Origin of the sequence: Gemmata obscuriglobus (genome assembly GCF_008065095.1) — a bacterium.
Taxonomy (GTDB): Bacteria; Planctomycetota; Planctomycetia; order Gemmatales; family Gemmataceae; genus Gemmata; species Gemmata obscuriglobus.
Map to the genome: position 1 here is coordinate 4,748,435 of NZ_CP042911.1, position 24,668 is coordinate 4,773,102.

Consider the following 24,668-nt stretch of genomic DNA (forward strand, 5'->3'; position numbering starts at 1 on the left):
CTGCACCTCACCGTCTTCGACTTTACGACTTCCGACCGAATGACTTGAGGCTCCTCTCCGCGAGGGTTCATGTCATGGCCGTTAAGCACCTGGTCGAGAACGTTCGGGACATTGCACTCGTGGGGCACCGCGCCGCGGGCAAGACCAGCCTGGCCGATGCCCTGCTCTTCGACGCCCACGCGGTCGACCGGCTCGGCAGCGTCGATGATGGCACCTCGGTGGCCGACGCCGACGCCGAGGAGCACAAGCACCACTTCTCCATCGACACGCACGTCCTCCACGCGGACCACGACGGTAAGCACCTGAACATCCTCGACGCGCCGGGTTCGCCGGACTTCATCGGCGCGGCGCTGGAGGCGCTGGCGGCGGTCGAGACCGCGGTGATCGTCGTGTCGGCGGTCAACGGGGTGGAGGCGGTTACGCGCAAGATGTTCGCCGAAGCGACCGCCCTCGGGCTGTCGCGCGCGATCGTGGTCAACAAGCTCGACGCCGACAGCGTTGACCTGCCCTCGCTGGTGGAGAACATCCAGGCGTCGTTCGGTAAGAACTGCGTGCTGTTCAACGTGCCGGACCGCACCGGCCCCGGGATGCGCGAGATCTACTGCCTGCTCGACCCCAAGCAGATCCTCCCGCCCTCGGTGCCGGTGGACGTGGCGCGGTCCCGCTCGGCGCTGATCGAAGCGGTCGTGGAATCAGACGAGGCGCTCCTCGAAAAGTACCTGAGCGAAGGCAAGGTCACGCTGGCGGAACTCGAAGCCGACATCACCCGCGCGCTGGAAGCGGGAACCCTGATCCCGATCTTCTGCGTCAGCGCGAAGAAGGACAAGGGCGTCCGCGAGTTGCTCGACGCGCTCGCTCGGTACGGGCTGTCGCCGGCGTTCGCCCGCAAGCGGCTCGACGGGTTCCAGATCGGGCACAACGGCTCGACGCACCAGATCGAGCCGACCGAGCAGGAAGAGTTCGTCGGGCAGGTGTTCAAGGTGGTCAACGACAAGTTCGTCGGGCACCTGAGTTTCGTGCGCGTGATGGCGGGGAAGCTCCAGCACAACCACAACGTCGTGAACCTCCGCAACGGGCAGACGCTCCGCATCGGGCACCTGCTAGAAGCGCAAGGCAAGGCGACCACACAGGTCCACGAAGCCGGCCCCGGCGACATCGTTGCCGTCGCGAAGGTGGAGGGGTTGGAGATCGGCGACACGATCGCGTACACGAACCACGCACCGAAGCTGCCCCTGCCGCACTTCCCGGCCCCGATGTTCGGGCTGGCGATCGAACCCAAGACCCGGGGCGACGAGCAGAAAATCTCCATCGGGCTGCACAAGCTCGCGTCCGAAGACCCGACCGTCAAGGTGACGCACGACGCCCAGACGCACGAGCTTGTCATCAGTGGGGTGAGCCAGCTCCACCTCGACATCATCCGCGAGCGGCTGAAGGCCCGGTTCGGCGTGGAGGTGAACACGAAAGAGCCCAAGATCCCGTACCGCGAGACGATCCAGGGTGACGGCGCCGGCGATCACAAGCACAAGAAGCAGACCGGCGGGCGGGGGCAGTTCGCGGAGGTCCACTTGCGCATCTACCCGCTGCCGCGCGAGATCACGACCCAGCAGCAGTGCGAGGAGCAGTTCGCGAACAAGTCGCGGTTCGAGAAGCTGCGGAGCGTCCATTACGACCCGGCGTTCAACTTCGCGTTCCTGGACCACACCGTCGGAGGCAGCATCCCGACCAACTTCATCCCGGCGGTCGAGAAGGGGTGCAAGGAGATGCTCGAGCGCGGGGTGCTCGCCGGGTACCGCATCCAGGACTGTGCGGTGGAGGTCCACTTCGGTAAGTACCACGACGTGGACTCGTCGGAAGCCGCCTTCAAAACGGCGGCCCGGCTCGCGTTCAAGAAGGCGTTCATGACCGCCCGCCCGGCGCTGCTGGAGCCGATCGTGAAGCTCGAAATCACGACCCCGAGCCGGTACACCGGGGCGGTACTCGGCGACCTGCCGACCAAGCGCGCCCACGTCGAGAACCAGGACAGCCTGCCGGGCGACATGACGGTGATCTACGCCCGCGCGCCGCTCGCGGAGGTGGCGAAGTACGCGGCCCAGCTCGGCGGGATGACCCAGGGTCAAGGCTCATACGCGATGGAGCTGAGCCACTACGAGATGGTGCCCGCCGCCGTTCAGCAGCAGATCGCGAGCCGGGCACAACTCAAGAAGGACGAAGACGAGGAGTAACGGTCGCGACGAACGGGTGTGCTCTGTCGGTTAGAGAACATGCGAATTTCGGTTACGCACCAGGGGGGCAGTCGCCCCCCGCTGCCCTGCGCGACCGTTGCAAACGCAAATGCGACCCGCACGTTCGTCATTTGGACAGCGCGAGCCCTGCTCGCCTGACTGGTGAACCGTCGATACTCCTAAAGCAGGCACCTCTCGCTCGCTCCCTTGGGACCCTCCGCAATGAAAGCGGTTTACGACTTCTTCATAAACGAGTGGTACTTCTCGATCCCGCTCGTGATCATGTCGCTGATCGCCGGCGCGCTGGTCATTTGGCGGATCTTGCTCAACAACTCCGCCAAAACGGACATGGACGACTTCCTGCCCGTGTTCCAGCAGACCCTCCGCAAAGGCGGGGTCAAAGCCGCCATCGCGCTGTGCAAGGAGGAAAAGGGACTGATCCCCAGCCGGTTGTTCGTTGCTGGGCTCGAAGCAGCGGATCAGGGCGCGGCGGCGATGCGCCGGAGTATGGCGAACGAGAACGAGTTGGAGATCGTCCCGCGGCTTCACTTCCTCCTCGCGCCCATTCTCGCGATCGCCAAAATCGCTACGATGGTCGGGCTGTTCTTCACCGTCATCTCGATGATCAACACGTTCAATGCCATCGGCGAAGGGGCGGCAACCGGTAAGGCGAAGGAGATCGGCGGGCACGCGTCGAAAATTGGCCTCGCGCTGTTCGCCACCGCGCTCGGTCTGTTCACTGCGATCCCGCTCGTGTTCAGTCACGTGCTGTTCAAAGAGTGGATCGCCAAGTTCGAGATCCGCGTGAAATCCTCGTCGCAAAAGCTCATCACTCTCGTGACCAACTACAAGAAAGACCCCAAACTGCTCGACACCAGCGAGGAAGGCGAGCGAGACGACGAAGACGAGGGCCGCCCCGCCAGGTCCAGGCGGCGCGCGCGGGCGGACTGAGCCGCGGTGCCATTTGCCGGAGTGTGACGGCAGAGACGTTCCACCTGTTCGCAGCGACCAACCCGCGAAGACGTGCCCCATCCTATGAAGGCCCCGACATGGCCGTTGTGAAGCCCCCCAAGGCGTTCGACGTGTGGTTCGTTACCGCGAACACGGTGTACAAGGCCGTGCCGTACAACGTCGTCGCCGACTGGACCGCGCAGGGCCGGCTCGGCCGGACCGACAAGGTCCGGCCCGCGGGCACGGAAGTGCCGTGGGTTTCCGTCGGCAAGCACGAACTGCTCGCCGATTACGTCGCGCGCCCGTCCCCAGCAACGGCCGTTCCGGCGAGTCCGGCCGCAGCACCCGCACGACATCAGGAACCCGACGCGGCCGACGCGCCGGCCGAACGACCGAACGAGGCGGTCGAGTTGCCGGACCCGGAACCGCGTGGGCGCGTCCGCCGGCCCGAAGACGACGATGAGGTGGACATGATCCCGCTCATCGACATCAGCATGGTGCTGCTGGTGTTCTTCATCATGATCCAGGCGTCCGGAGCGCTCGCACCGATCGACGTACCGGAAATGAAGTACGCCGGGCAACTCACCGGCGACCCCGACGCCGTGACCATCACCGTCGACAAGCTGAACGCCGAGAGCGTGTACTATTCGGTGCGGGTCGGCAACGTCGCCCCGCGACCGGAACACGACCAACTACCCACGCCGGCGGCGGCCCTTCAGGCGCTCCAGTCGCTGCTGAAATCGACCGGCGCCTCTCGCGCTCCGGAAGTGCGGATCGCGTGCCACAAAGGTCTGCCCTGCGAGCGGGTGGACGAGTTGCAGCACGAGCTTGAGAAGCTCCGGAAAAGCGGGCTGGTCAACTCCACCGTCGCCACCGTCGTCGAGGTCAACGAGAAATGAGCCAGTGGCAGGTTCGCAAAGAGGGTGCTGTTGAGGTACTCGCGCTGCCCAACGCCGCCGAGGTGCTGGCGGGCCTGCGGGACGGCAACTTCCTTCCCACCGACGAGGTCAAGGGGCCGACCGATGGCGACTGGCAACCGATCGAGACGCACCCCACGTTCGCGGAAGCCGCCGCAGATGTCGAGCCGCTACCGCCCGAGGAAGTGGACGACACGCACCTCGACATGAACCCGCTAATCGACGTGTGTTTGGTGCTACTCATCTTCTTTATCCTCACCATCACTTACGCGTCGGTCGAGCGCGCGATTGAAGTGCCCGAAGACACCCCCGAGGGCAAAGGCACCCCGCGGGTGGAGTACAAGGACATCAAGGACCGGGTGTTCAAAGTCGTTGTTCGGATGGACGGGGAGCGCCCGGTCATCAAGATCGAGGACAAAGAGGTCGCGAAGGAACAGATCTTCAAAGAGATGGAAAGCGTCATCAACTCAACGGGGCGTAAGGAGATGGTGCTCGACCGCGATAAGGCCGTACCCTGGGGCGTTATTACAGCAATTCTCGATGCCGCGAAGGGCAATCAGGTCCACCGGATCGTTTACAACCAGCGAAAACGAGATTAGTCGCCCCATTCCTCCCATTTACCTCAAGCACCCGAGCTCGAAGCACTGCGACACTCGGAATGAAAATCGGCTCAAGTCCACCAACCGGTACAACCGATACACTCCGACAACGGGTCTGAACCGGTGTTGGGGAACACTTGTCGGACCGGACGGGGGATGGTAATGAGCGATACGCGCAACCTTCTGGACCGTATCTCCGCGTTTCGCCAGCGGCTCGACTCGACGCCGAATCTCATCCCCGAAGCGCTCCCGGTGGACGGTACCGGAGCGGTTGTGCCCGTCGTGTCCGAGGTCGAGGCGTTCCGGTTCACCCTTCGCCGCATCCCTGGGACCGTCGGCGAAGGGGCGACAACGCACTACACCGACCGCGCCCAGCGGCTCCTGACGCGTGCCAAGGCATTACTGGACCGTCAGCGCACGTTTACCAACGACCCGCTCGTCGCGGCGTGCGCCGCAGACGAAACCGACCCGCTCGTTTGCTACCACCGTGAGACGGTCGGCATCCTCGACTCCGTGGTGCGACTCGCGCAAGGACTACCCGACTCGGCTGGGGGGCAGCTCAAGCTCTGCGACGGCCTTAACGGGCTGCTCGGCGTCGTTCAGGACCGGCTCGCCGTCCAAGAGCAGTTGCTCGCGCGCCGCCGCCGCGACGAAGACCGGATCGACAAACTCGCCGGCTTTTTTACAGCCTTGCACTGCAACTTGCCGGTGGCGATGGAGCCGGTCGCAGCACTCGCTGAAGAGCTGCTCGAAGAGGCGCGGCAGGGGCGGTCCATTCGGTACCTGTCCGCCCCGGTGATGTCGGCCAGCGCGCCGGGCGGGGCGCAGGCGTATGCGGTGCCGGCGCGGTACGTAGCGGCCCACGCGCTGAACGTGGCGCAGGTCGTCGCGCGGCTCGTCCCGTTCGATTACGAGTGGGCCGGCCGGCCGCTCGCGCCGGTCGTCGGCGCGCTCGTCATGGATTGCGGGATGCTCAAGATCCCGGCCGCGGTTTTGGCGAAGACGGAGCCGCTCACGGCCGACGAGCGCCGGGCGATCGAGGCCCACCCCCGGCTCGGCGCGGAGCTGCTCTTGTGGCGCTTCCCGAACCTCGCCGGCCCGCTGGCGGCAGCCGTTGCCACGCACCACGAGCGGACCGACGGCACCGGCTACCCGGCCGGCGTTGCTGGTACGCAAATCCCGGCGCTGGGGCGGTTGCTCCGCGTGGCAGACGTGTACGCCGCGCTCAACGAGGAGCGGCCCCACCGCCCCGCGTCGGACCCGCGCGCGGCACTGACCGACGTACTCCTCTTGGCCGAGCAAAGCCAGGTCGACCGCGACTTCGCCGAATACCTGCTCCACCTGTCGTTCTACCCGGTCAACACCGTCGTCGAGTTAACCGACGGGCGAGTGGGGGTCGTGGTGGCGAATCACGCCAACCGCATGGACCCGCGGGCGCCCGGGCGCCCGGTCGTCGCGGTTCTGACGGACGCGGAAGGCGCCATCCTGCCGCGCGCCGAGCACCTCGACTTGTCCGCCTCCGATCGCGGCAGCATCGTGAAAGCGGTGCCCCTCGCGCGCCGGCGCGAGTTGCTCGGCTCCCGCTACCCGGACCTCGTTTGATCGCGGTCGGTGGGCGAGCCGCTCACTGACCGCTGACAATCGCTCCGAAATGAAATCGTACCTCGCGGCAACGCGACACCCTTGGGTCTGTTTTCTGTTTCTCTTGCCGCTCATTGCAGCCTACGAGGGTGGCCTGTACCGAATCGGAGGCGACCAGGCGACTCGGCTCCGCAACGGTGCCGATGCGTGGCTCCGGTGGGTACTTGAGCTGTTCGGCGCTGGGCACGTGCTCGTCGCACCGCTCATCGTACTCGGGCTGCTGCTCCTCTGGAGTTGGTGGCGCTGGTCCGACCGGCCCGAAGACCCGCTGACGGCGCTCTTCGGAATGGCGTTCGAGAGCGTGCTGTTTGCGGTCGTGCTGTGGCAGTTCAGCCGCAACTTCGGCCCGATTATCGACGGCCTGGGCATCAAGCTCCAACTCACCTTCCAAACCGCCCCCGCGGCCCAAATCCTCACCTTCATCGGTGCAGGCATTTACGAGGAAGTGCTGTTCCGGCTCGGGCTGTTCGGTGGTCTCGTGTTGCTCCTGCGTGTCGTCGGCCTGCCGGGAGTTGCGGCGCTGCCGTTAGCCGCGTTCGCAGCGGCTCTGGCGTTTGCAGCAGCTCACCACGTCGGCCCCTATGGCGAGCCGATGCGTGCGGACTACTTCGTGTTTCGCACGATCGCGGGGCTGTTCTTCACCTCGCTGTTCGTGTTCCGTGGGTTCGGGATCGCAGTGGGCGCGCACGCCGGCTACGACATTCTCGTCGGCGTGGTCGTTAGTTGAATCCGTATTCGATGCGGTGCGACGCCGGGTGGTCTTGGCCCGAAATCGGCTTGCGGGCGCCTGATTGTGTGCGCCCGTCAGCCGTTGCACTTCGCACCGCGAGCCGCACTCGTTACGAACGCGCGGGGCGGTCCGTCAGCGAACCAGAGCACGCCTCACGGCGCTCTGAGCATTCCAGGCATTCCTGGGTTCCCGGGCGGACCGATCATCTGCCGGATGAGCGTGTCGCGGATCGCTGGAACCGCACGGGTTTCAAAGTCCGTCAGGCCGTACGTCCCCGGGAGCGTGAACTGCCCGCGTCCCACGTCATCCTGCGTCACGTCCGCCTTCAGCGTCACATTGACGACGATCGTGAACAGCCCGTTGCCCGCATCCTTAAGGGCATAAGCGATATCGAAGTGAACAGGCTTCGGGTTCCCGTTGGCGTCCGGGTCCGGCGGTTCGACGAACGCGATGAGCTGATGGCCGATCGGCGGCGGCTGCGACTCAGGGGTGAAGACCTCACCCGGCGGCGGTTGAATCGCCTTGCCCCAGGACTCGTTCGCGAATGCCGTATTCACCGCGTTGGCGAACTCGGTTCGGATGCGTTCCTCGCGCCCTTCTTTGGTGCCTGCCCCTGGCGGGGTTGCGGTCTCGCTCACCCGCAGCGACACCACCGGTTGCTCTGCGGTGCCCAACCCCTTCAGCACTTCGGCCATTCCGCGGCCGAGCAGCTTATTCTCCGCCCGCGTCTCGACGTGGGTGATCGCGGGAGCGTAGAACTGCGCCAGCCGCCGGGTCACGGCGTCCCGGTGGAGTTTGTTCCGCGGGTCGGTGAGGTAAGCGCGGAGGAACCGCGGTTCGGTCATCGACGGCGGCGGGTTGTCCTTCATCACCGTGTCGAAGATCGTGTTGTCCCGGACCACCGGATTAACGATGACACCCATGACGAAGAAGCACAGCAGCGCCCCCACGAACATGAACACGTAGGGCAGCAGCGGCGGCGCGGCGCGGCCCTCGCGCCCCGGCTCTTCGGGCACCTCGGTGATGTCCAACTCGATCAGGCTCAGGTTGATGTTGTTCTCGGCGTCCTTCGGCTCGTCGCCGTTGCGCACGACGTACCGCGCGAGACCGCCCAGGTCCGCGGGCGGGAGTTCCCCGCGCTCGCCGCCGTCCGGACCCCGCGCCCACGCGAGGTAGTTCAAGTACGTCACCAAGTACTCGGAACGCGCCTCGTTGGTGAGCGTCACCGTGGTGAGTCCGCGCTTGCCGTAAGCGATACTGATGACGCTGTTCTGATAGTTCCCGTTGCTGTCGTAGTTGTGCGTGTAGCTGGCGTCGGAAACGTCGTCGATCGGCGTGACGGTCACCTGCTCGCGGAAGGCTTCGTACAGGTGCAGCGGGTCGGCATACACCCAGGTGCCGGCGTTCGCCCCGCCGCGCGTGCGGAACCGGGCCATCAGCAGCCACCCGCCGAGCAAGATGCCTCCGGTCTGGAGGCACGCGACCCCGAGCGGTTCGTGGAGGATGATGCCCAGCCAGGGCATGAGCGTGAAGAGCAGCGTGGCGCCGATAATAAGCGGGCCGGCGATGCACCCGCACCCCGGGAGCGAATCGCTGGTCGACGCGAACACGCCGGGCGACCCGACCCCTTCGTTGTCGCGCACAGCGGTGAGGTACTCGCGCGTCGCCTCGTCGAGTTCCTCGAAAATGAACGTCGTGGCCATTCGCACTCCGCTACGATAGTCGGTCGAAGTCGAAAGTCGTGTCGTCGGAAGCCGTAACGCCGCGCACAGAGCAGGCGGCGGAATCCGGGCGCCAGGAGGCAGGCGGGTTCCGCTTTCAACGTTACCCCTCGCGAACCCGAAGCGCTCAGCCCACCATCTGGTGAGGCACGAACCGGCTGGTGTTTCGGGTGACGAGCGAATCGTCCTCGCGAATGCCCATCCCGCACGCCACGCCGTTCACCACCCAGCTCCCGATCACCGGGTAGCGGCCGTCGTGGGGCTTCATCTGCGGCGCGAGCGCCTGATACACATACGGCCCGCCCTGGTACGGTCCGTCGGTGCTCTGCACGAGGCGCCCGCCCATCACCACTTCGATGTTGGCCCCCTCGCGGGCGTGAACCGGCTTCTTCACATAGCTGCCGTCGGTGAGCGGGTCGAACGACGCCGGCAACAAGAACGGGCTATCCGGGTGCCGCTCATAGAGCAGCGGCAGGATGCTCTTGCAGCTCAGAATCATCTTCCACGGGGGCTCGACCCAGCGGGTCGGAGCGGTGCCGAGGTGGGGGCCGAACTCTTCACGCACCATCCACTCCCACGGGTACAGCTTGAAGCACCGGTGGATCGGGAAACCGGTGTTGTCCACGAACACCTTGCGCGGCCGGTCGTAGCCGATCTCCGCGACATCAATGAACGTGGTCTTCGCGCCGGCCTGAATCGCCACGTCCCGCATGTACTCTGCGGTGATGTAGTCCTCGGGCGTGTCGAGTTCGGTCATCGCCGCGAAGTGGATCGGACCGCTGTCCCGCTTCAGCACTTCTTTCCAGGCTTCGATCAGCTCCTCGTGGATGCTGTTGAACTGGTTGCCGCGCTCGTCCACGTCCTTGAGCCACATCCACTGCGCCACCGACGCCTCGACCAGACCGGTCGGCGTGTCGGCGTTGTATTCAAGAAGTTTCGGTGGTCCCGCCCCGTCATACGCCAGGTCGAACCGGCCGTAGACGGACGGCTCGTCGTTCTCCCACGAGCGGATGATGTACTGCTCGAACTCCTGCGGGATCATGAACAGCCCGAAGAGCCGCTTGTCGATCACGTCCTGCACGAGGTCGAGGCACATCTTGTGCAGCGCGGTGGTCGCTTCGTACAGTCGCTCGACTTCGTACTCGGTGAACTGGTAGTACGCGGACTCGTCCCAATACGGTTCGCCGCGCAGGGTGTGGTAGAACAGGCCGAACTCTTCGACCCGTTTTTGCCAGTTCGGACGGGGATCGACGCTGACCCTGCGCATGAGAACTCCTACCGAACGGGCCGGTCGCGAGGTGCGCGGAAGCGCGGGCGGCCGGCGCAACCGGGCTGGCGTGGTGTCGTCACCACTGACCAGCCAGCTCGCGCCGGCCGCCCGCCGAATGCGTGTGGATCAGCCGCCGAAGCCGCCGCCGACGCGGCTGCCGACGGTCCCGAAGCCGCCCTTGGACACGCTCGCCATCGCCGGCGGGCGCGCCCCACGGCCGCTCACCGCGGAGGGGCCGCCGCCGCCAAAGTGGCCGATGAAAATGAACGTACCCCCGCCGCTCCGGGATCGCCCCCCCGTGCGCCGTTCCGCCTGCTTGTCGGCTTCCGTTTCGTAGTTCGTTTCGGGCCACACGAAATACGCGCCCGTGAGTACGGTAGCACCGAGCACAACAAGAGACAGCTCACGCGACATGCGGGTCATGGCAGTCACCCTGACAGGTGCGCCCGATCTGGGCGGTATCTAACTCTTCGTACCTAATCACCTACATCTTTACCACGTCCGCAGCGGCTTGGGTAGAGTTTTTTTCATGAACGGTCTAACACCTGCGGACAGATAGAGTTCTCCCACCCATATCGTGCGTGAAATCGCTCGAACCAACCCTTGGATTACGCTGGTAACTGAACCTGAGCGGCCGAATTATGAAGAAGGCATCACAATTAGCCTGCCTGTTGAACGACTTTGCCGGTCGATCTGGATAGCGAAACCGAGCCCAGAAGGGGCATTTCTGCGGTAGCGAACGGCCAGTGAACTGCCAGCTCCTGACCAGTCGGCCGGCAGCGAATGTCCAGCCGACAACCCACCAACTCCCGTCAAGTGGCGCTGTAACCCCCGTTACAGCGGCAGCCGAGGGACGATCGGACCGCGTGCTATCCTCGCAGCATCATCGAGACATACTTCGTTTCCAGGTATGCTTCGAGCCCCTCGTGAGCGAGTTCGCGCCCCATGCCGGACTCTTTCATCCCGCCGAACGGGCATTGTGGCGTTGCCGGAACCGGGTCGTTCAGCCCGATGATGCCCGCCTCCAGCCCCTCCGCCATCCGCCACGCGATGCTCAGGTCGTTCGTAAACACGTAGGCGGCGAGACCGTATTTCGTGCTGTTGGCGGCAGCGATCACCTCGTCGAGCTTGGAGAAGTCGAGCACCGGCATGACCGGCGCGAACGGCTCGTCCGTCAAAATCTTCGCGTCCGGCGTTACACCCCGCAGAATGGTGGGCTCCATGAAGTAGCCGTGCTCGAACGCCGACCCCTTGGGGCGACCGCCGCCCGTCAGGCAAGCGGCCCCCTTCCCCGTCGCATCGGCGATCAGTTCGCGGGTGGCGTCGACCCGCTTCTGTTCGATCATCGGCCCCACGACGACCCCGTCTTCCAGTCCGTTGCCGAGTTTAAGCTTCTTGGCCTCTTCGACCGCCACCTCGGTGAACTTCTTCGCGATGTCCTGGTGAACGAAGAAGCGGCTGGGGCTGATGCACACCTGTCCGTTATTGCGGAACTTGCCGAGTACGGCGGCCTTGGCGACCACTTCGGGGTCGGCGTCCGGGAACACGATGAACGGCGCGTGGCCGCCGAGTTCGAGGCTGAGCCGCTTCACTTGGTCCGCGGCCTGCTTCATAAGGATCTTGCCGACCCGCGTGGAGCCGGTGAAGCTCACCTTGCGCACCGCCGGGTTCTCCATGAACTCGGTCGCGACCTCTTCGCCCGGCCCCAGCACCATGTTCGCGACGCCCGGCGGCAGCTTGGCGTCTTCGATCAGTTCGAACAGCGCGATGCCGCACAGCGGGGTGAGTTCCGACGGCTTCGCAACGATGGTGCAACCCGCGGCCAGCGCCGGCGCGATTTTGCGGCACAGGAGCGTGAGCGGGAAGTTCCACGGCGCGATCGCACCGACCACACCGACTGGGTGCTTGATGGTCATGTGCCGCTTGGCGGCGTTGGCCGGCGGGATCACCTGCCCGTAGGCCCGCTTGCCCTCCTCCGCGAACCACTCGAAGGTGTCCGCGGAGTGCATCACCTCGCCCTTCGCCTCGACGAGGGGCTTGCCCTGCTCCATCGTCATCACCCGGCTGATGGCATCGGCGCGCTCGCGCATCAGGTCGGCGATCTTCTTCAAGAACTTCGCGCGGTCGTAGGGCGTCAATTTCATCCAGCCCGGAAGGGCCGCGGACGCCGCCGCGACGGCCTTGGCGGTGTCAGCGCGGTTACCGAAGCTGACGTCCGCAAGGGTCTCTTCGGTCGCGGGGTTGACGACCGGGAGCTTGTTACCGGTGGACGACTCGCACCACGCCCCGTTGATGAACAGTTGGCGGTTCTTGACGGGCAAAGCGGACATCGTTGGACTCCAAAAAAAAGACGTGGCGAGATGCAGGTATGCTACGCACCGCCGAACGGAGCGAGCAGTGCCGCCTGACCGATCGCACACGGTCCGAGATCCCGCACAGCCGTCGGCTTCCGCACAATGCGATTGGACCGCTGCCCCGAGGCGTGTGTTGCCACGCCTGTGGAACTGAAACGCACCAATCACGCGCCTGCCGCGGTGTAGCGCGGGTGACCGGCGCGCACCGCCGTTGACAGCGACGCGACAGGCGCGGGCCACTGACAGACGGGCGAAGGCGGTGCTGCGGCGCGACCGGCGGCAAAACGTTAGCGGCTCCGGCGGAGTGCCCTTGGGTCGGGGTCCGCCGGAGCCGGTTAAAGAGAGCGAAGGCACCGCGACCCGCTCCCAGCACGGGCCGCGGTCGCTGCTGGCTCTGAAACAGCGCCCCGGGGAGTGAGGCCGGGGGCACAGCTATCATCGAACCGAGGCCGGGTAATTTGCAGGGGTAATTAATCAATACGGGCGAGCCAGAGAGTATTAATTATAATCGCCTTATCAATAGATCGAATTTACAGCCGCCCTGACTGAAAGTGTCGCCCCCGGCGGATCGGACAAATCGGTACCGAGATGGACCTGGGAAGCAAGAACGACGGGCACATGTGCTTGGTGCCCGGCTGAGCGCGAGTTTGCCAGGGCTAAATCCGACCCTGGCGCGGAGGCTCGTCGACGCGACTCACCCGATGCCCCCGTGCCGGAAGTCCACCCGTGGTATCATTGATGTCGGGATCGACTGGTGGAATGCTGCTTCGGAAGCGCCCGGGCGATCACTTCGGGCGGCGATCTTGAGGGCCACACATGAAAGTCGTCGCGCTGAGTGTCGGCGGGCCGCGCGAGATTGAATGGAACGGCGATACGGTGCGGACCTCGATCTTCAAGACGCCGACCGAGCGCCGGCTACGGGTTTCCGCGCTCAACATCGAAGGAGACGAGCAGTCGGATCTGTCGGTCCACGGCGGGACCGAGAAGGCCGTGTACGCGTACCCGTCCGAGCACTACCCGTTGTGGCAGAAGGACCTCTCGGGCGCGGACCTGTCCGAAGCGGCGTTCGGAGAAAACCTGACCACCGAAGGGCTGACGGAAGAGGTGCGCATCGGCGACCGATTCCGAATCGGGACGGCCGAGTTCGTTGTCACCCAGCCCCGCATGCCCTGCTTCAAATTGGGGATCAAGTTCGGGCGGCAAGACGTACTCCGCCGGATGCTCAGGACCGGCCGAACCGGGTTCTATTTCTCGGTAGCGGTTGAGGGCGAGATCGGTGCCGGCGACACCATCGAGTTGGTTCAGGAATCGCAAGACGAACTGACCGTGAGTGATGTGGTCCGACTGTTCACAGTGGAAGCAAAGAACCAAACCCTGCTCCGCAGGGTCATGCGGTCCCCGGTGCTGCCGCAGAACTGGAAGGACTACTTCGGCGAACGGCTCGAGTGATTCGTGACTCCTCGGCCATACTCATTTCGCGCCTCTTCCGAGAGTCAGTGCGGTTGAGCGATAGCGGGTCTGGCGACCTCGGTATATCGGCGAGTCCGATGGTCCGGTTTAGCATGTGCGGTCAGTCTCGCCGCTCATTGTGTCCTTCAGGAGTGGCAACGCCTGAGGCCAACCGATACGGAGGCCAGCGAGGCATTGCCATCTGGTAGGGGCTCCGATGAGCGATGAAGCGGCGCTGCGGCGAGCGATCGACGCTGAGCCGGACGGTGATACGCCGCGGCTCGTATATGCCGGCTGGCTCGACGACACTGGACCTGGGCACTCTGGACGACGAGACGGCGATCGTCGGGCTCGGCAACCTCCCCAACTTACAATCGCTGACACTCAACGGACGCGAATACACCAGAGGCGAATTTCAGGAATTCGCGGCACAAGTGCTAAAACGTGCGGACGCTCTCTCAAAACCCACTTACGGCTTGTTGGGATGATCCCTCGCTTTGTGCGAAGTGACGTTGCGAACGCCATTTTCCCTTTGCCGGTTCCAGCCCGAAGCGGGAGCCACGGCGTCGGTCAGAATTGTAACTACCCAGCTTCGCGCCGGTCGTGGGCAATCCCACCGTGGCGGCCCTTCGTCTAAGGGGTATAATCGGGTATTGCGTTTCCGCAACGCCCCGGTGCCGAACACGCCAGGTAGCTCGTCTGCCTTCGGAGATCGCTGAAATGGCCGCGGTTCTCGAACCGAAAGACCCCACGGAAGCCGCCGCGAAGCTCGGCTCGCAGGTGGACGAGCAACTCGCACAGGCCACGACCCGCATCCGCGCCCACGACCTCGCGCTCGGCGCGCTGGTGCTCGTCGCGTTCGTGCTGGCCTACGCCACCGCGGTGATCCTGCTCGACAAATTCATCGACCTCCCGCAGTGGCTCCGGCAACTGTCGCTGCTCGGGTTCATCGGGGCGCTCGCGGCCATCACCTACCTCACAATCGTGACCCCGCTCCGCAAGAAGATCAACCCGCTCTACGCGGCGAAACAGGTCGAGAGCACCATCGACGACGCCAAGAACAGCGTCACCGGGTACGTCGACGCCCAACAGAAGGGCGCCCTCAACGCGACCGTGAAGGCCGCCCTGGCGCGGCGCGCGGCGAAGTCGGTCGCCGAGGCCGACGTGAACAAGGCCGTCGACCACCGCAGCCTGCTCTACCTCGGCGGCGCCGCCATCGCGCTGGCCCTTACGCTCGTGGTCCTGTTCTTCGTGTTCCGCCCGTCGCAGTTCGGATCGCTCCTCACCCGCGCGTTCGTACCATTCATCTCAACGCAAGTGGGGACCCGCACACAGATCAAGTTGACCAAGCCCGAACCCGCCGAACCGACCATCACCGAAGGCCAGACGGTCACGGTCGCGGTTCACATCGGCGGAAAGGTCCCCAGCACCGACAGCCCCGAGCGGGTGCGGCTGCTGATCCGGCACAACCCGGCGGACCCGAACTACATCGAAGTGCCGATGGTCGAAGCCGAGACCTCCCGCGACTTCGAGCTGCGCGTGCCCAACCACCACGTCCAGAACGGTTTCTGGTACAAGGTCGCCGCCGGGGACGACCAAACGGACGAGTACAAGGTGACGGTGCGGTCGCTGCCGCTGTTCACACACTTCCAGGCGACCTACGAGTCCCCGAAGTACCTGCGCCGCAAGGCCGAAACGATCAGCAGCCCGCTCATCCAGGGGTACCGCGGCACAACGGTGACCCTCACCGCACAAACCAACCACGACGTTCGCGACGGCGCGATGGTCATCGAGCCCGGCGGGACCGTCGTTCCGGGCACCACAACCGCGGACGACCCGAAGGCCCTCCAGTTCCGGTTCAAGCTCAAGGAGTCGGGCCGGTACAGGCTCACCTACACCACCACCGACGGCGAAAAGAGCGCCGAGCCGTTCGTGTCCACGATTGTGGTCCAGAACGACGCCGCGCCGACCCTCGTCATCGACAAGCCCGAAGAGGAAGAGGTCACCGTCCCGGCGAACGGACAGCTCGCGATCGACGGCAAGGTCGGCGACGACTTCGGCGTCGACACGATCACGCTGAAGATGCGTCTCACCGGCGCGACGGCGCGCGACCTGTTGGAACGCCCCTTTTTGTACGGCAAGAGCAAATCGTTCAAGCGCGAGAAGGACGGCACCTACCCCACTGACGTGGAGTACAAGGGATCGGTCAACTTCGCCGAGCTGACGAAGGCCCCCGCCGGAGTGCCGTTCGAGGCCAAGCCGGACATGGTGATCGAGTACTGGCTCGAGGCCACCGACAACTGCACCGAGCCAAAGCCGAACGTCGGCAGGTCCGCGGTCAAGCGCGTGCGCCTCGCACCGCCGGTCGTCGAGGAGCCCAAGAAGCAAGAACAGAAGCAGCAAAATAACGAACGGAAGAACGAAGAGCAGAAGCACAACGACGACCAGCAACAAAAGCTGGAGCAAGAGAGGCGCGACCAGCCGCAGAACGGCGGGCAGCAGCAGCAGAACGGCGAGCAACAGCCCAAAGAGGGCGAGCCCCAAAAGGGCAACGACGCCACTCCCAAGCGGGACGGCAACGACCCGATGGGCGCGAACCCGCCCCCGAAGGAAAAGGGACAGCCGAACAAACCCGAGGGCAAGCAGGACGGCTCCGGCGGCAAAGCGGACGGCACACCCGACAAGGGCTCGAACGAAGGCAACCCGATGCCGAAGGGGGCCGGCGAGAAGAGCGACAATCCGTCCAAGGGCATGAACGATGCCCAGCCCAACCCGATGCAGCCGAACGACCCGAACGGCACTGGAACGGGCGGCATGAACCAAGCGGAAACCGCCCCGCCGCCCAAGACGCCGGATGAGAAGGACGTTCAGAACAAGGCGGAACAGCTCAAGAACGCGATCGAGGAGGAGAACAAGAGCGGCGGGTCCGTGAAGCCGAACGAGGCCCCGAGCGCGCAAGAACGCACCGACCCGGGCCGAGCCAAGCCCCAGCCGAAGAACGATAGCGGCAACACCAGCGGCATGGCGGAGCAGAAGCCCGAACAAAAGCCCGATCCGATGCAACCGGAAAAGGGCGCGGCCGCCAGCGGCAAGCCAGAGGGGAACCCCGAGAAATCCCCCGAGCCCTCGACCACGAAGCCGGACGGCTCAAAGCAGCCGGACCCGATGTCGGGGTCGGAGCCCAAGAACGGCGCGCCCCCCGAACCGCGCAACGAACCGATCGAGAACGCTCCGGGCACCGAGAAGGCGCAGCCACAAGCAGGGCAATCCGCACCGAAGGAGCCGAAAGAGGCGAACCCGAAGCAAGATCAGAACGCGGGCGGTAGCGCCAAGCCAGCAACCTTGAAGGATGCGGATAAGCCCCCGATGGGCGCACCCAACCCTGGCGAGAAGTCCGATCCCGCGGCAGACGCCGGGAGCAAAGCCAAGCCGGCGCCGGACCCGGCACGCGGTGCCGAGAAGCCCGCCGACCCGAAAGGCCGCACCGCGCCACCGGAAGCCAAGGGAGAAACCAAGCCCGAGGGCGGCGAGGCGAAACCGGATAAGGCACCACCGGCCGGGGAATCGAAAGGAATGCCGCCGAAAGAAGACGCGATGAACCCCGGCGCCGGGATGGGGCAACCGGAAGCGAAGCCCGAACCCGACGGCGCGAACCAGCCGCAAAAGCCGAACGGCACCCGCGCCGCCGAAACCAAGCCTCAGAAGCCCGACGCGATGAACCCGCCGACCGGTGGCACGGGCAACGAGAAGGGTGACGAGAGCAACGGAGAAAAGCCCGACCCGAACAACGCCGGCAAGCCCCAGGGCGGTTCCGGCAACGGCGCGCCCAAGGACAAGAAGCCCAGCGAGCAGGAACTCAAGGAGTTTGACGAAGCCGCGAAGAACCTCACTTCGCCCGACGAGCAGAAGAAGGCCGACGCCCGCAACAAGCTCGATAAGACGATGGGTCAGGAGAAGCGCAAGGAACTGGAGAAGGTGGCCAACGACCGCCAGTCGCCGGACGAGAACACCCGCAAGGACGCCGAGCGTAAGTTCGATGACTTCAAGAAGGAAGCCCAGAACGGCCCCGCCGACAAGAAGGGCGGTACCGACGGCAAGAAGAACGAGACCGGTGGTAAGCCCGGCGACGCGCCGAAACTCGACGAGAAGCAGAAGAAGGAAATGGCCGACGCCATGAAGGACCTTCAGTCCGGCAACGAGCAGCAGAAGGCCGACGCCCGCAAGAAGCTCGATAAAACCTTTGGTGAGCAGGCTCGCAAGGAGGCCGAGCAGTTCATGAACGACCTGAAGTCCGACGACAAGGACAAGCAGGCCGCCGCGCAGCAGAAGTTTGACGACTTCAAGAAGGAGATGGAGAAGCGCGCCGCGGAAGAAAACGCCAAGAAAAACGGCGAAAGCGGCAAGGGCAAAGAGCCCATCGACGATCCAAACGCGCAAAAGGACAAAGAAAGTGCGAAGGGTCAGGAGCTCTCGAAAGAGGAGCTCGACGCCCTCACGAAGAAGGCCCAGGATCTTCAATCGAAGGACCAGAAGACCCGCGAGCAGGCCGAGAAGGAACTGGACGACAAGATCGGCAAAGAGAACCGCGAGCGCCTCCAGGAGAAGATGAAGGAGCAGCAACCCGGTACGCCCGAGCAGGAGCAGAAGCTGCGCGAACAGGTGGAGCAGCACGCGAAGAACCACGCCAACCAACCGCAAGGCACGCCCGGTAACAGACCCGCTGGCAGCGTGCCGACCAAGGAGGCGATGGAGGAGGACGCCCGGAACCGGCTCAAGACCGCGGAGCTGCAACTGGACCAGTTCGAGAAGAAGCGGTACGACGAGGCGTTCAAGCGCAAACAGGGCTTCACCGACGCCGAGTACGAGAAGTTCCTCCGCGGCTACGAGAAGCACGTCGAGAAGCTGCGCGACGACGTGAACAAGGGCTCCGCAAGCGGCGAGAAGGCGCCGCCGAAGGGACCGGCCGAACCCGACCGGCCGATCACGGCGGGCAGCGGCGGGAAGGTCGAAAGCCGCCCCGGTATGTCGTCCGGCACGGCGGGCACCGTCACCACCGAACCGCCGGGCTTCGAGAACCTGCGGCGCAAGTTCGAGAAGCTCCTCAACGAGAAGAAGTGAGTTCCGCCCGTACCGGCCGAAAACCCCGCGGCGCATTGAGCGCCGCGGGGTTTTTGTTCTTTCGGTCCCCCGTTCCCCTACGCTAACTAGGGCTCTTCACACCGGCTTCACGGGTTCCGTCATGTCCGCCGCGAACCGCTACCTTGTGTCCTTCGACGCGCGCGACACGTTCCACCGGTTCGCGGACGTGCTGGTCATCGGCGCGGGCATCGCGGGGCTCCGCGCCGCGCTCGAGGTCCCGCCGGACCTCTCGGTCCTCGTCGTCACCAAGGACCGCGTGACCGAGAGCAACAGCTCCTACGCGCAGGGCGGAATCGCCGGCGTGCGGTCCCCGGAAGACACCTTCGGGAACCACGTCGAAGACACCCTGGTGGCGGGCGACGGCCTGTGCAGCCGCGACGTGGTGGAAATGGTCGTCCGCGAGGCGCCGCAGCAGATCGAGAACCTGATCGCGTTCGGCACCAAGTTCGACGAGGAGAACGGGCAGCTCGCGCTCACCCGGGAGGGCGGGCACAGCCATCGGCGGATCGTTCACGCGCTGGGCGACTCCACCGGCTTCGAGATGATGCGGGCGACGATCGCCCACGCCCGCACGCGGCCCAACATCCGCATCTGGGACGACACCTTCACGATCGACCTGCTGACCCACGACGGCGCGTGCCGCGGCGCGGTGGTGGCGCGCAACGGCCTGGGCAAACTGCTGATCTGGGCGAAGCAAACGGTTCTCGCGTCCGGCGGGTGCGGGATGGTGTACCGCGAAACTACCAACCCCTCGGTCGCCACCGGCGACGGCATGGCCGCGGCGTACCGCGCCGGCGCCGAACTCCGCGACATGGAGTTCATGCAGTTCCACCCGACCGTGCTCTACGTCGCGGGGTCCGCCCGGTACCTTATCAGCGAGGCGGTCCGTGGGGAGGGGGCGCACCTGCGCGACGTGAACGGCGAGCGGTTCATGCTGAAGGACGACCCGCGCCACGAACTCGCGCCGCGCGACATCGTCGCGCGGGCCATCTTCCGCACCATGGAGCGCACCCAGCACCCGAACGTGTACCTGGACCTCTCGCACCTGGACCCGGCGATGGTGCTGAACCGCTTCCCCGGCATCAACCGCGTGTGCAAGAGCTTCGGCCTGGACATCACGAAGGACCGCATCCCGGTGCGGCCCGGCGCGCACTACATGGTCGGCGGCGTGACGGTCGATGCGCAGGGGCGCACAACGGTCCCCGGCCTGTGGGCCGCCGGCGAGGTCACATCGAGCGGGCTGCACGGGGCCAACCGGCTCGCCTCCAACAGCCTCATTGAGGGGCTGGTGTACGGCACGCACTGCGGGCGCGGCGCGGCGGAGGCGGTCCGGAAAATGCCCCGCGACATGACCGCCTTTCCGGTCCGATCGGTCATCCCGCCGGACGACGACGCCGGGCTCGACCTGGCCGACCTACTGGCCTCCCTCCGGGGCCTGATGGTGCGGAAGATGGGCATAGTGCGCGAGCGGGCGCGGCTGCTCGAAGCGAAAGAAGACCTGCGGTTCTGGTGCCGGTACGCGCTGAGCCGGGAGTTCGACGGCAAAGCCGGCTGGGAGCTGCAAAACCTGCTCACGATCGCGCGGCTCATGATCGCCGCCGCCCTCACCCGCGAGGAGTCCCGCGGTACGCACTTCCGCAGCGACTTCCCCGCCCGCAACGACGCCGCCGGCTGGGACCGGCGCCACGTGGTGAGCGAGCCGTTCGTCGCGCTCGTCTGACAGCGCGTCCCCGAACCATAGGCCCCATCAGGGGAACATCAATCCGCGAGAGGCGGTGCCCCGTCTCGTCTGTGTCGCCTCTCTCGCGGGATGTCTCAGATGAAGTTGCTCACAGTCGCAGTCACACTGGTCGCGTTCGCCGTGACTGGTCGGGCCGAGGATCAGAAGGCCCAACCGCCGGTCACACTCGAACTGGTGGCCAAAAGCAACGAGTACAAGTTCGACGGCAACGGGAAGGCGCCCGCGGAGTTCAAAAAGTACCTCGAAGAGATCGCACAGGCCCAGAAGGACGGCAAGTTGGCCCGGCCCCCTCAACCGCCGGCGGTCGAGCTGGTGCTCAAATTCACCAACACCACCAAGAACGACACCACGATTTACGTTGGCGGCGATTCAAATTCGTACACGTTCGATCTCACCGGCGGCAGCGGATCTGTCGCGGTCGGTAGCGGGCGCGCGTTCACGGAAGAGTTCCGGTTCCCCAAAGCGGTCACCCTGGCCCCGGGCAAGTTTCACGAGATCAGGGTCAAACAACTCGCCGACGGGCACCGCGGCGCGTCCCGCTACGTGTACTGGACCGGCCCCGGCGAGTACAAGCTGAGCGCCAAATACGTTCTCGCGAACGCCGACGGCAGCAAGGGCGCCGAACTCGCGAGCGAGTCCATCACGATCACCGTCGGCAAGTGACCGGTCAGCGCCGCCATCTTCGCGGCGCGCCCGCAATCCGCACCCACAACGGCGTCGTCTGGTCTGTGTCGCCTTCCCCGTGGAGTGCCGCAAATGAAACTGCTCACAGTGACCGTTGCGCTGATCGCCTTCGCCGTGTCGGCTTCGGGAGAGGACAAGAAGGCCGAACCCCCGGTCAAGCTGAAACTGGTCGCCAAAACCGACAAGTACAAGTTCGGCAGCGGCACAGTTCCCGCGGAGTTCAAAAAGTACCTCGAAGAGATTGCGCAGGCCCAGAAGGACGGCAAGCCGGCCCAACCACCCAAACCGCCGGCGGTCGATTTGGTGCTGGAGATCGTCAACACGAGCAAGGACGAGGTGACGATTTACGTGGGCGGGGACGCCAACACCTGGACCTTCGACCTGACCGGCGGCGACGGCACAGTGAACCTCGGCAGCGGGCTGGCGATGACGCTGGAGTTCCGGCTACCGAAGGCGGTGACGCTGCCCCCGGGTAAGTCTCACGAGATCCCGGTGAAGCGGTTGTCCGACGGCGCCCGCGGGGCGGGCCGGTACGTGTACTGGACCGGCCCCGGCGAGTACAAACTGAGCGCCAAGTACACGATTTCTGATAAGGACGGTGAGAAGGCCTACGAACTGAAGAGCGAGCCGGTGAAGATCACCGTCGAGAAGTAGCCTCGTTAGCACACCGACCGGCCCGCGGGACGCTCAGGCAGTGTCCCGCGGGCCGCATTCATTGACACAAGGGCAAGGGAGACGGTACGGTAAGGTGAGGAGGGAACATGAGTACACAAGTGATGCCCTACGCGACCCTCGCGGACCTGATGAAAGTCGAAGGGAAGGCCGAACTCATCAACGGGAGGATCGTGACCTTCATGCCCAGCGGATTTTTGCCCAGCCGCGTCGCGCGCAAGATTGTTCGCGCTCTTGAGGACTACGCAACGAGTGGCGGTCACGGTGAACCGGTTGCCGACCCGACGGGGTACGCCTTCGACCCTCCATTACCATCGGGTCGTCAATCTCTTTGCCCAGACGCATCGTTTTACACCGGCGCACTTCCCACGAACCCGATGGGGTTCATCGAAGGTTTCCCGGTCTTTGCGGTCGAGGTGCGGAGCGAGAGCGACTACGGCCCGAAGGCCGATCGCGAGTACGCGGACAAACGCGCCGATTACTTCTCAGCGGGCACGCGGGTGGTCTGGGATGTCGATCCGGTCGCACAGACGGTCACGAGTTACTCCGCCACCGCGCCGACAACATCGACGACGTTCCGACGCGGAAGCACGGCCGACGCCGAACCTGCGGTACCCGGATGGCGTCTGTCGGTTGACGCGCTATTCACTTGATTCTTGCCGGAAGTGGTGTAGTTTTACTGCGATCTGAAGAGGAATAGAACTGTGTCGAACGTCTCCGCTATCCTGGTTACCGCGAGCGCCGTAATTGGCGCCGTCGTGATTATTACCACCGGGTAAGCGGGGTCCGCCGAAGGTTCAGCCTTACGCACCCCGGAGTTCCCTCCGGGGTTTTTCTTTTCTGCACTCTCCCGAGTCCGCCATGAGCCGCGTCAGCATCTACGACACCACCCTCCGGGATGGGAGTCAGGGCGAAGGGGTCAACTTCTCGCTCCAGGACAAGCTGCTCCTCACGAAGCGGCTGGACGAGATCGGCGTGGAGTACATCGAGGGCGGCTACCCGCTCTCCAACCCGAAGGACTTCGAGTACTTCCAGGCGGTGCGCGGGCTGGACCTCAAACACGCCAAGGTCTGTGCGTTCGGCATGACCCGGCGAAAGAACGCGCCCGCGGAAACCGACACGTGCCTCAAGGCCCTGCTGGACGCGCACACGCCGGTCGTGACGATCGTGGGCAAAACGTGGGACTTCCACGTCACGGAGGTGCTCGGCACCACGCTCGACGAGAACTGCGCGATGATCGCGGACTCCGTTCAATACTGCAAAGCGCAGGGCCGGGAGGTGTTCTACGACGCCGAGCACTTCTTCGACGGCTATCGCGCGAACCCGGAGTACGCACTCCGCACGCTCAAAGCCGCCGCGGGCGCCGGTGCGGCGGCGGTGATCCTTTGCGACACCAACGGGGGCACCATGCCGGAGCGCGTCGCCGAGGTGGTGGCGATCGTGACGCGGGCGTTGCCGTGTGAGGTCGGCATCCACTGTCACAACGACTGTGAACTCGCGGTGGCGAACTCGCTCGCGGCGGTGCGGGCCGGAGCGACCCAGGTGCAGGGCACGATGAACGGCATCGGCGAGCGGTGCGGGAACGTCGACCTGATTAGCGTGATCGCGAACCTGGCCATGAAGTACAAGTACGACGTGCTCAAGCCCGGGAGCCTGACGCGCCTCACCGAAACGTCCCGCTACGCCTACGAGTTGGCGAACATGAACGCCCGGAACGGCCAGCCGTTCGTCGGCCATTCGGCGTTCGCCCACAAGGGCGGGATGCACACGCACGCGGTCGCCAAGGACCCGAGCACCTACGAGCACATCACGCCGGAGGCCGTCGGGAACGAGCGCCGCATCCTGGTGTCGGAACTGTCCGGGCACTCGACGATTCTGTCGAAGACCGCGAAGTACCAGATGAACCACGACAAGGCACTGACGACCAAGATCCTCCACGCCGTTCAAGATCTGGAGAACGTGGGGTACGAGTTCGAGGCGGCCGAGGCGTCATTCGACCTGCTCGTGCGGAAGGTGGCGAAGGACCACAAGCCGTGGCAGGTGGACAAGTCGCTGACGCTGTACAAGCCGTGGTTCGAGCGAATCTCGTACCGGGTCAACATCGAGGCCCGCGCGAACGGCACCCCGATCACGGAGGGGACCGTCCGGCTGAAAGTGGCGGGGGTCGTCGAGCACACCGCCAGCGAAGGGGACGGTCCGGTGAACGCGCTCGACGGCGCGCTGCGGAAGGCGCTCGTGCGGTTCTACCCGCGCCTCGAAGAAATGCAGTTGGTGGACTACAAGGTGCGGGTGGTGAACCCGAAGGCCGGGACCGCGGCGAAGGTGCGCGTGGTGATCGAATCGCGCGACGGTACCGACGTGTGGGGCACCGTGGGCGTGAGCGAGAACATCATTGAGGCGAGTTGGCTCGCGCTCTGCGACGCGATCGAGTTCAAGCTGTTCAAGGACGTGGAACGCGACCAAAAGTAAACTGTCGGGAGGTCGCACGGGGTTCCCGCCCTGTGCTACGTCCGGCGACCCCTCCGGGGTGCAACCGTATTGAGCGTATCCCCTAATTGCCCGCCCCGGAGGGGCCGGC

The 24,668-nt window shown here is 65.1% G+C and carries 18 protein-coding genes; 14 read left to right on the forward strand and 4 right to left on the reverse strand.

Annotation, left to right across the window (positions count from 1 at the left end):
- The first annotated feature begins 74 nt into the window (after positions 1–74).
- The 6 genes from GobsT_RS19635 to GobsT_RS19660 all read left to right on the forward strand — a co-directional run bounded on the left by GobsT_RS19635 (position 75) and on the right by GobsT_RS19660 (position 7,057).
- The gene (locus tag GobsT_RS19635; protein WP_109571001.1) at positions 75–2,222 is read left to right on the forward strand and encodes an elongation factor G; all 2,148 of its coding nucleotides are present in this window, start codon (positions 75–77) and stop codon (positions 2,220–2,222) included.
- Positions 2,223–2,444: 222 nt separating this feature from the next.
- On the forward strand, positions 2,445–3,173 hold the full coding sequence (locus tag GobsT_RS19640) for a MotA/TolQ/ExbB proton channel family protein (RefSeq protein WP_010045000.1): 729 nt from the start codon (positions 2,445–2,447) through the stop codon (positions 3,171–3,173).
- A gap of 98 nt (positions 3,174–3,271) precedes the next feature.
- Positions 3,272–4,072, forward strand: a complete 801-nt coding sequence (locus tag GobsT_RS19645; protein WP_010045001.1) for an ExbD/TolR family protein — start codon at positions 3,272–3,274, stop codon at positions 4,070–4,072.
- Positions 4,069–4,689 carry an ExbD/TolR family protein gene (locus tag GobsT_RS19650; protein WP_010045002.1) on the forward strand — a complete coding sequence of 207 codons (621 nt, stop codon included), beginning with the start codon at positions 4,069–4,071 and terminating at the stop codon, positions 4,687–4,689. The genes GobsT_RS19645 and GobsT_RS19650 overlap by 4 nt, the downstream gene beginning before the upstream one ends.
- Before the next feature lie 162 nt (positions 4,690–4,851).
- Positions 4,852–6,291: an HD-GYP domain-containing protein gene (locus GobsT_RS19655; RefSeq protein ID WP_010045004.1), complete on the forward strand. Its 1,440-nt coding sequence runs from the start codon at positions 4,852–4,854 to the stop codon at positions 6,289–6,291.
- 226 nt (positions 6,292–6,517) lie between these two features.
- Positions 6,518–7,057 carry a CPBP family glutamic-type intramembrane protease gene (locus GobsT_RS19660; protein ID WP_157506876.1) on the forward strand — a complete coding sequence of 180 codons (540 nt, stop codon included), beginning with the start codon at positions 6,518–6,520 and terminating at the stop codon, positions 7,055–7,057.
- Between the two features lie 155 nt (positions 7,058–7,212).
- Here GobsT_RS19660 and GobsT_RS19665 read toward each other — a convergent pair whose 3' ends face one another.
- From GobsT_RS19665 to GobsT_RS19680, 4 genes are all read right to left on the reverse strand, one after another.
- Positions 7,213–8,763 carry a hypothetical protein gene (locus GobsT_RS19665; RefSeq protein WP_010045007.1) on the reverse strand — a complete coding sequence of 517 codons (1,551 nt, stop codon included), beginning with the start codon at positions 8,761–8,763 and terminating at the stop codon, positions 7,213–7,215.
- 145 nt (positions 8,764–8,908) lie between these two features.
- Positions 8,909–10,048, reverse strand: coding sequence for a glutathionylspermidine synthase family protein (locus GobsT_RS19670; protein ID WP_010045008.1), 1,140 nt, complete (start codon positions 10,046–10,048; stop codon positions 8,909–8,911).
- 129 nt (positions 10,049–10,177) lie between these two features.
- Positions 10,178–10,474 carry a hypothetical protein gene (locus tag GobsT_RS19675; protein ID WP_109571000.1) on the reverse strand — a complete coding sequence of 99 codons (297 nt, stop codon included), beginning with the start codon at positions 10,472–10,474 and terminating at the stop codon, positions 10,178–10,180.
- Positions 10,475–10,920: 446 nt separating this feature from the next.
- Positions 10,921–12,381, reverse strand: a complete 1,461-nt coding sequence (locus tag GobsT_RS19680; protein WP_109570999.1) for an NAD-dependent succinate-semialdehyde dehydrogenase — start codon at positions 12,379–12,381, stop codon at positions 10,921–10,923.
- A gap of 840 nt (positions 12,382–13,221) precedes the next feature.
- On the opposite strand from GobsT_RS19680, the gene GobsT_RS19685 reads away from it, so the two are divergent.
- From GobsT_RS19685 to cimA, 8 genes are all read left to right on the forward strand, one after another.
- Positions 13,222–13,854 (forward strand): MOSC domain-containing protein, encoded by a 633-nt coding sequence (locus tag GobsT_RS19685; protein ID WP_010048958.1) that lies wholly within the window; start codon positions 13,222–13,224, stop codon positions 13,852–13,854.
- Between the two features lie 217 nt (positions 13,855–14,071).
- Positions 14,072–14,491, forward strand: a complete 420-nt coding sequence (locus GobsT_RS19690; protein WP_071529347.1) for a TIGR02996 domain-containing protein — start codon at positions 14,072–14,074, stop codon at positions 14,489–14,491.
- Between the two features lie 83 nt (positions 14,492–14,574).
- The gene (locus tag GobsT_RS19695) at positions 14,575–18,972 is read left to right on the forward strand and encodes a hypothetical protein (RefSeq protein ID WP_109570998.1); all 4,398 of its coding nucleotides are present in this window, start codon (positions 14,575–14,577) and stop codon (positions 18,970–18,972) included.
- 121 nt (positions 18,973–19,093) lie between these two features.
- Positions 19,094–20,713 carry an L-aspartate oxidase gene (nadB, locus tag GobsT_RS19700; protein WP_109570997.1) on the forward strand — a complete coding sequence of 540 codons (1,620 nt, stop codon included), beginning with the start codon at positions 19,094–19,096 and terminating at the stop codon, positions 20,711–20,713.
- Positions 20,714–20,812: 99 nt separating this feature from the next.
- Positions 20,813–21,397: a hypothetical protein gene (locus GobsT_RS19705; protein ID WP_010051646.1), complete on the forward strand. Its 585-nt coding sequence runs from the start codon at positions 20,813–20,815 to the stop codon at positions 21,395–21,397.
- Positions 21,398–21,490: 93 nt separating this feature from the next.
- Positions 21,491–22,072: a hypothetical protein gene (locus GobsT_RS19710; RefSeq protein ID WP_010051649.1), complete on the forward strand. Its 582-nt coding sequence runs from the start codon at positions 21,491–21,493 to the stop codon at positions 22,070–22,072.
- 107 nt (positions 22,073–22,179) lie between these two features.
- Entirely contained in the window at positions 22,180–22,743 is a 564-nt protein-coding gene (locus tag GobsT_RS19715; protein ID WP_063744649.1) for a Uma2 family endonuclease, read from the forward strand.
- Positions 22,744–22,951: 208 nt separating this feature from the next.
- Positions 22,952–24,559 (forward strand): citramalate synthase, encoded by a 1,608-nt coding sequence (gene cimA / locus GobsT_RS19720; protein WP_109570996.1) that lies wholly within the window; start codon positions 22,952–22,954, stop codon positions 24,557–24,559.
- The last annotated feature ends 109 nt before the right edge of the window (positions 24,560–24,668 follow it).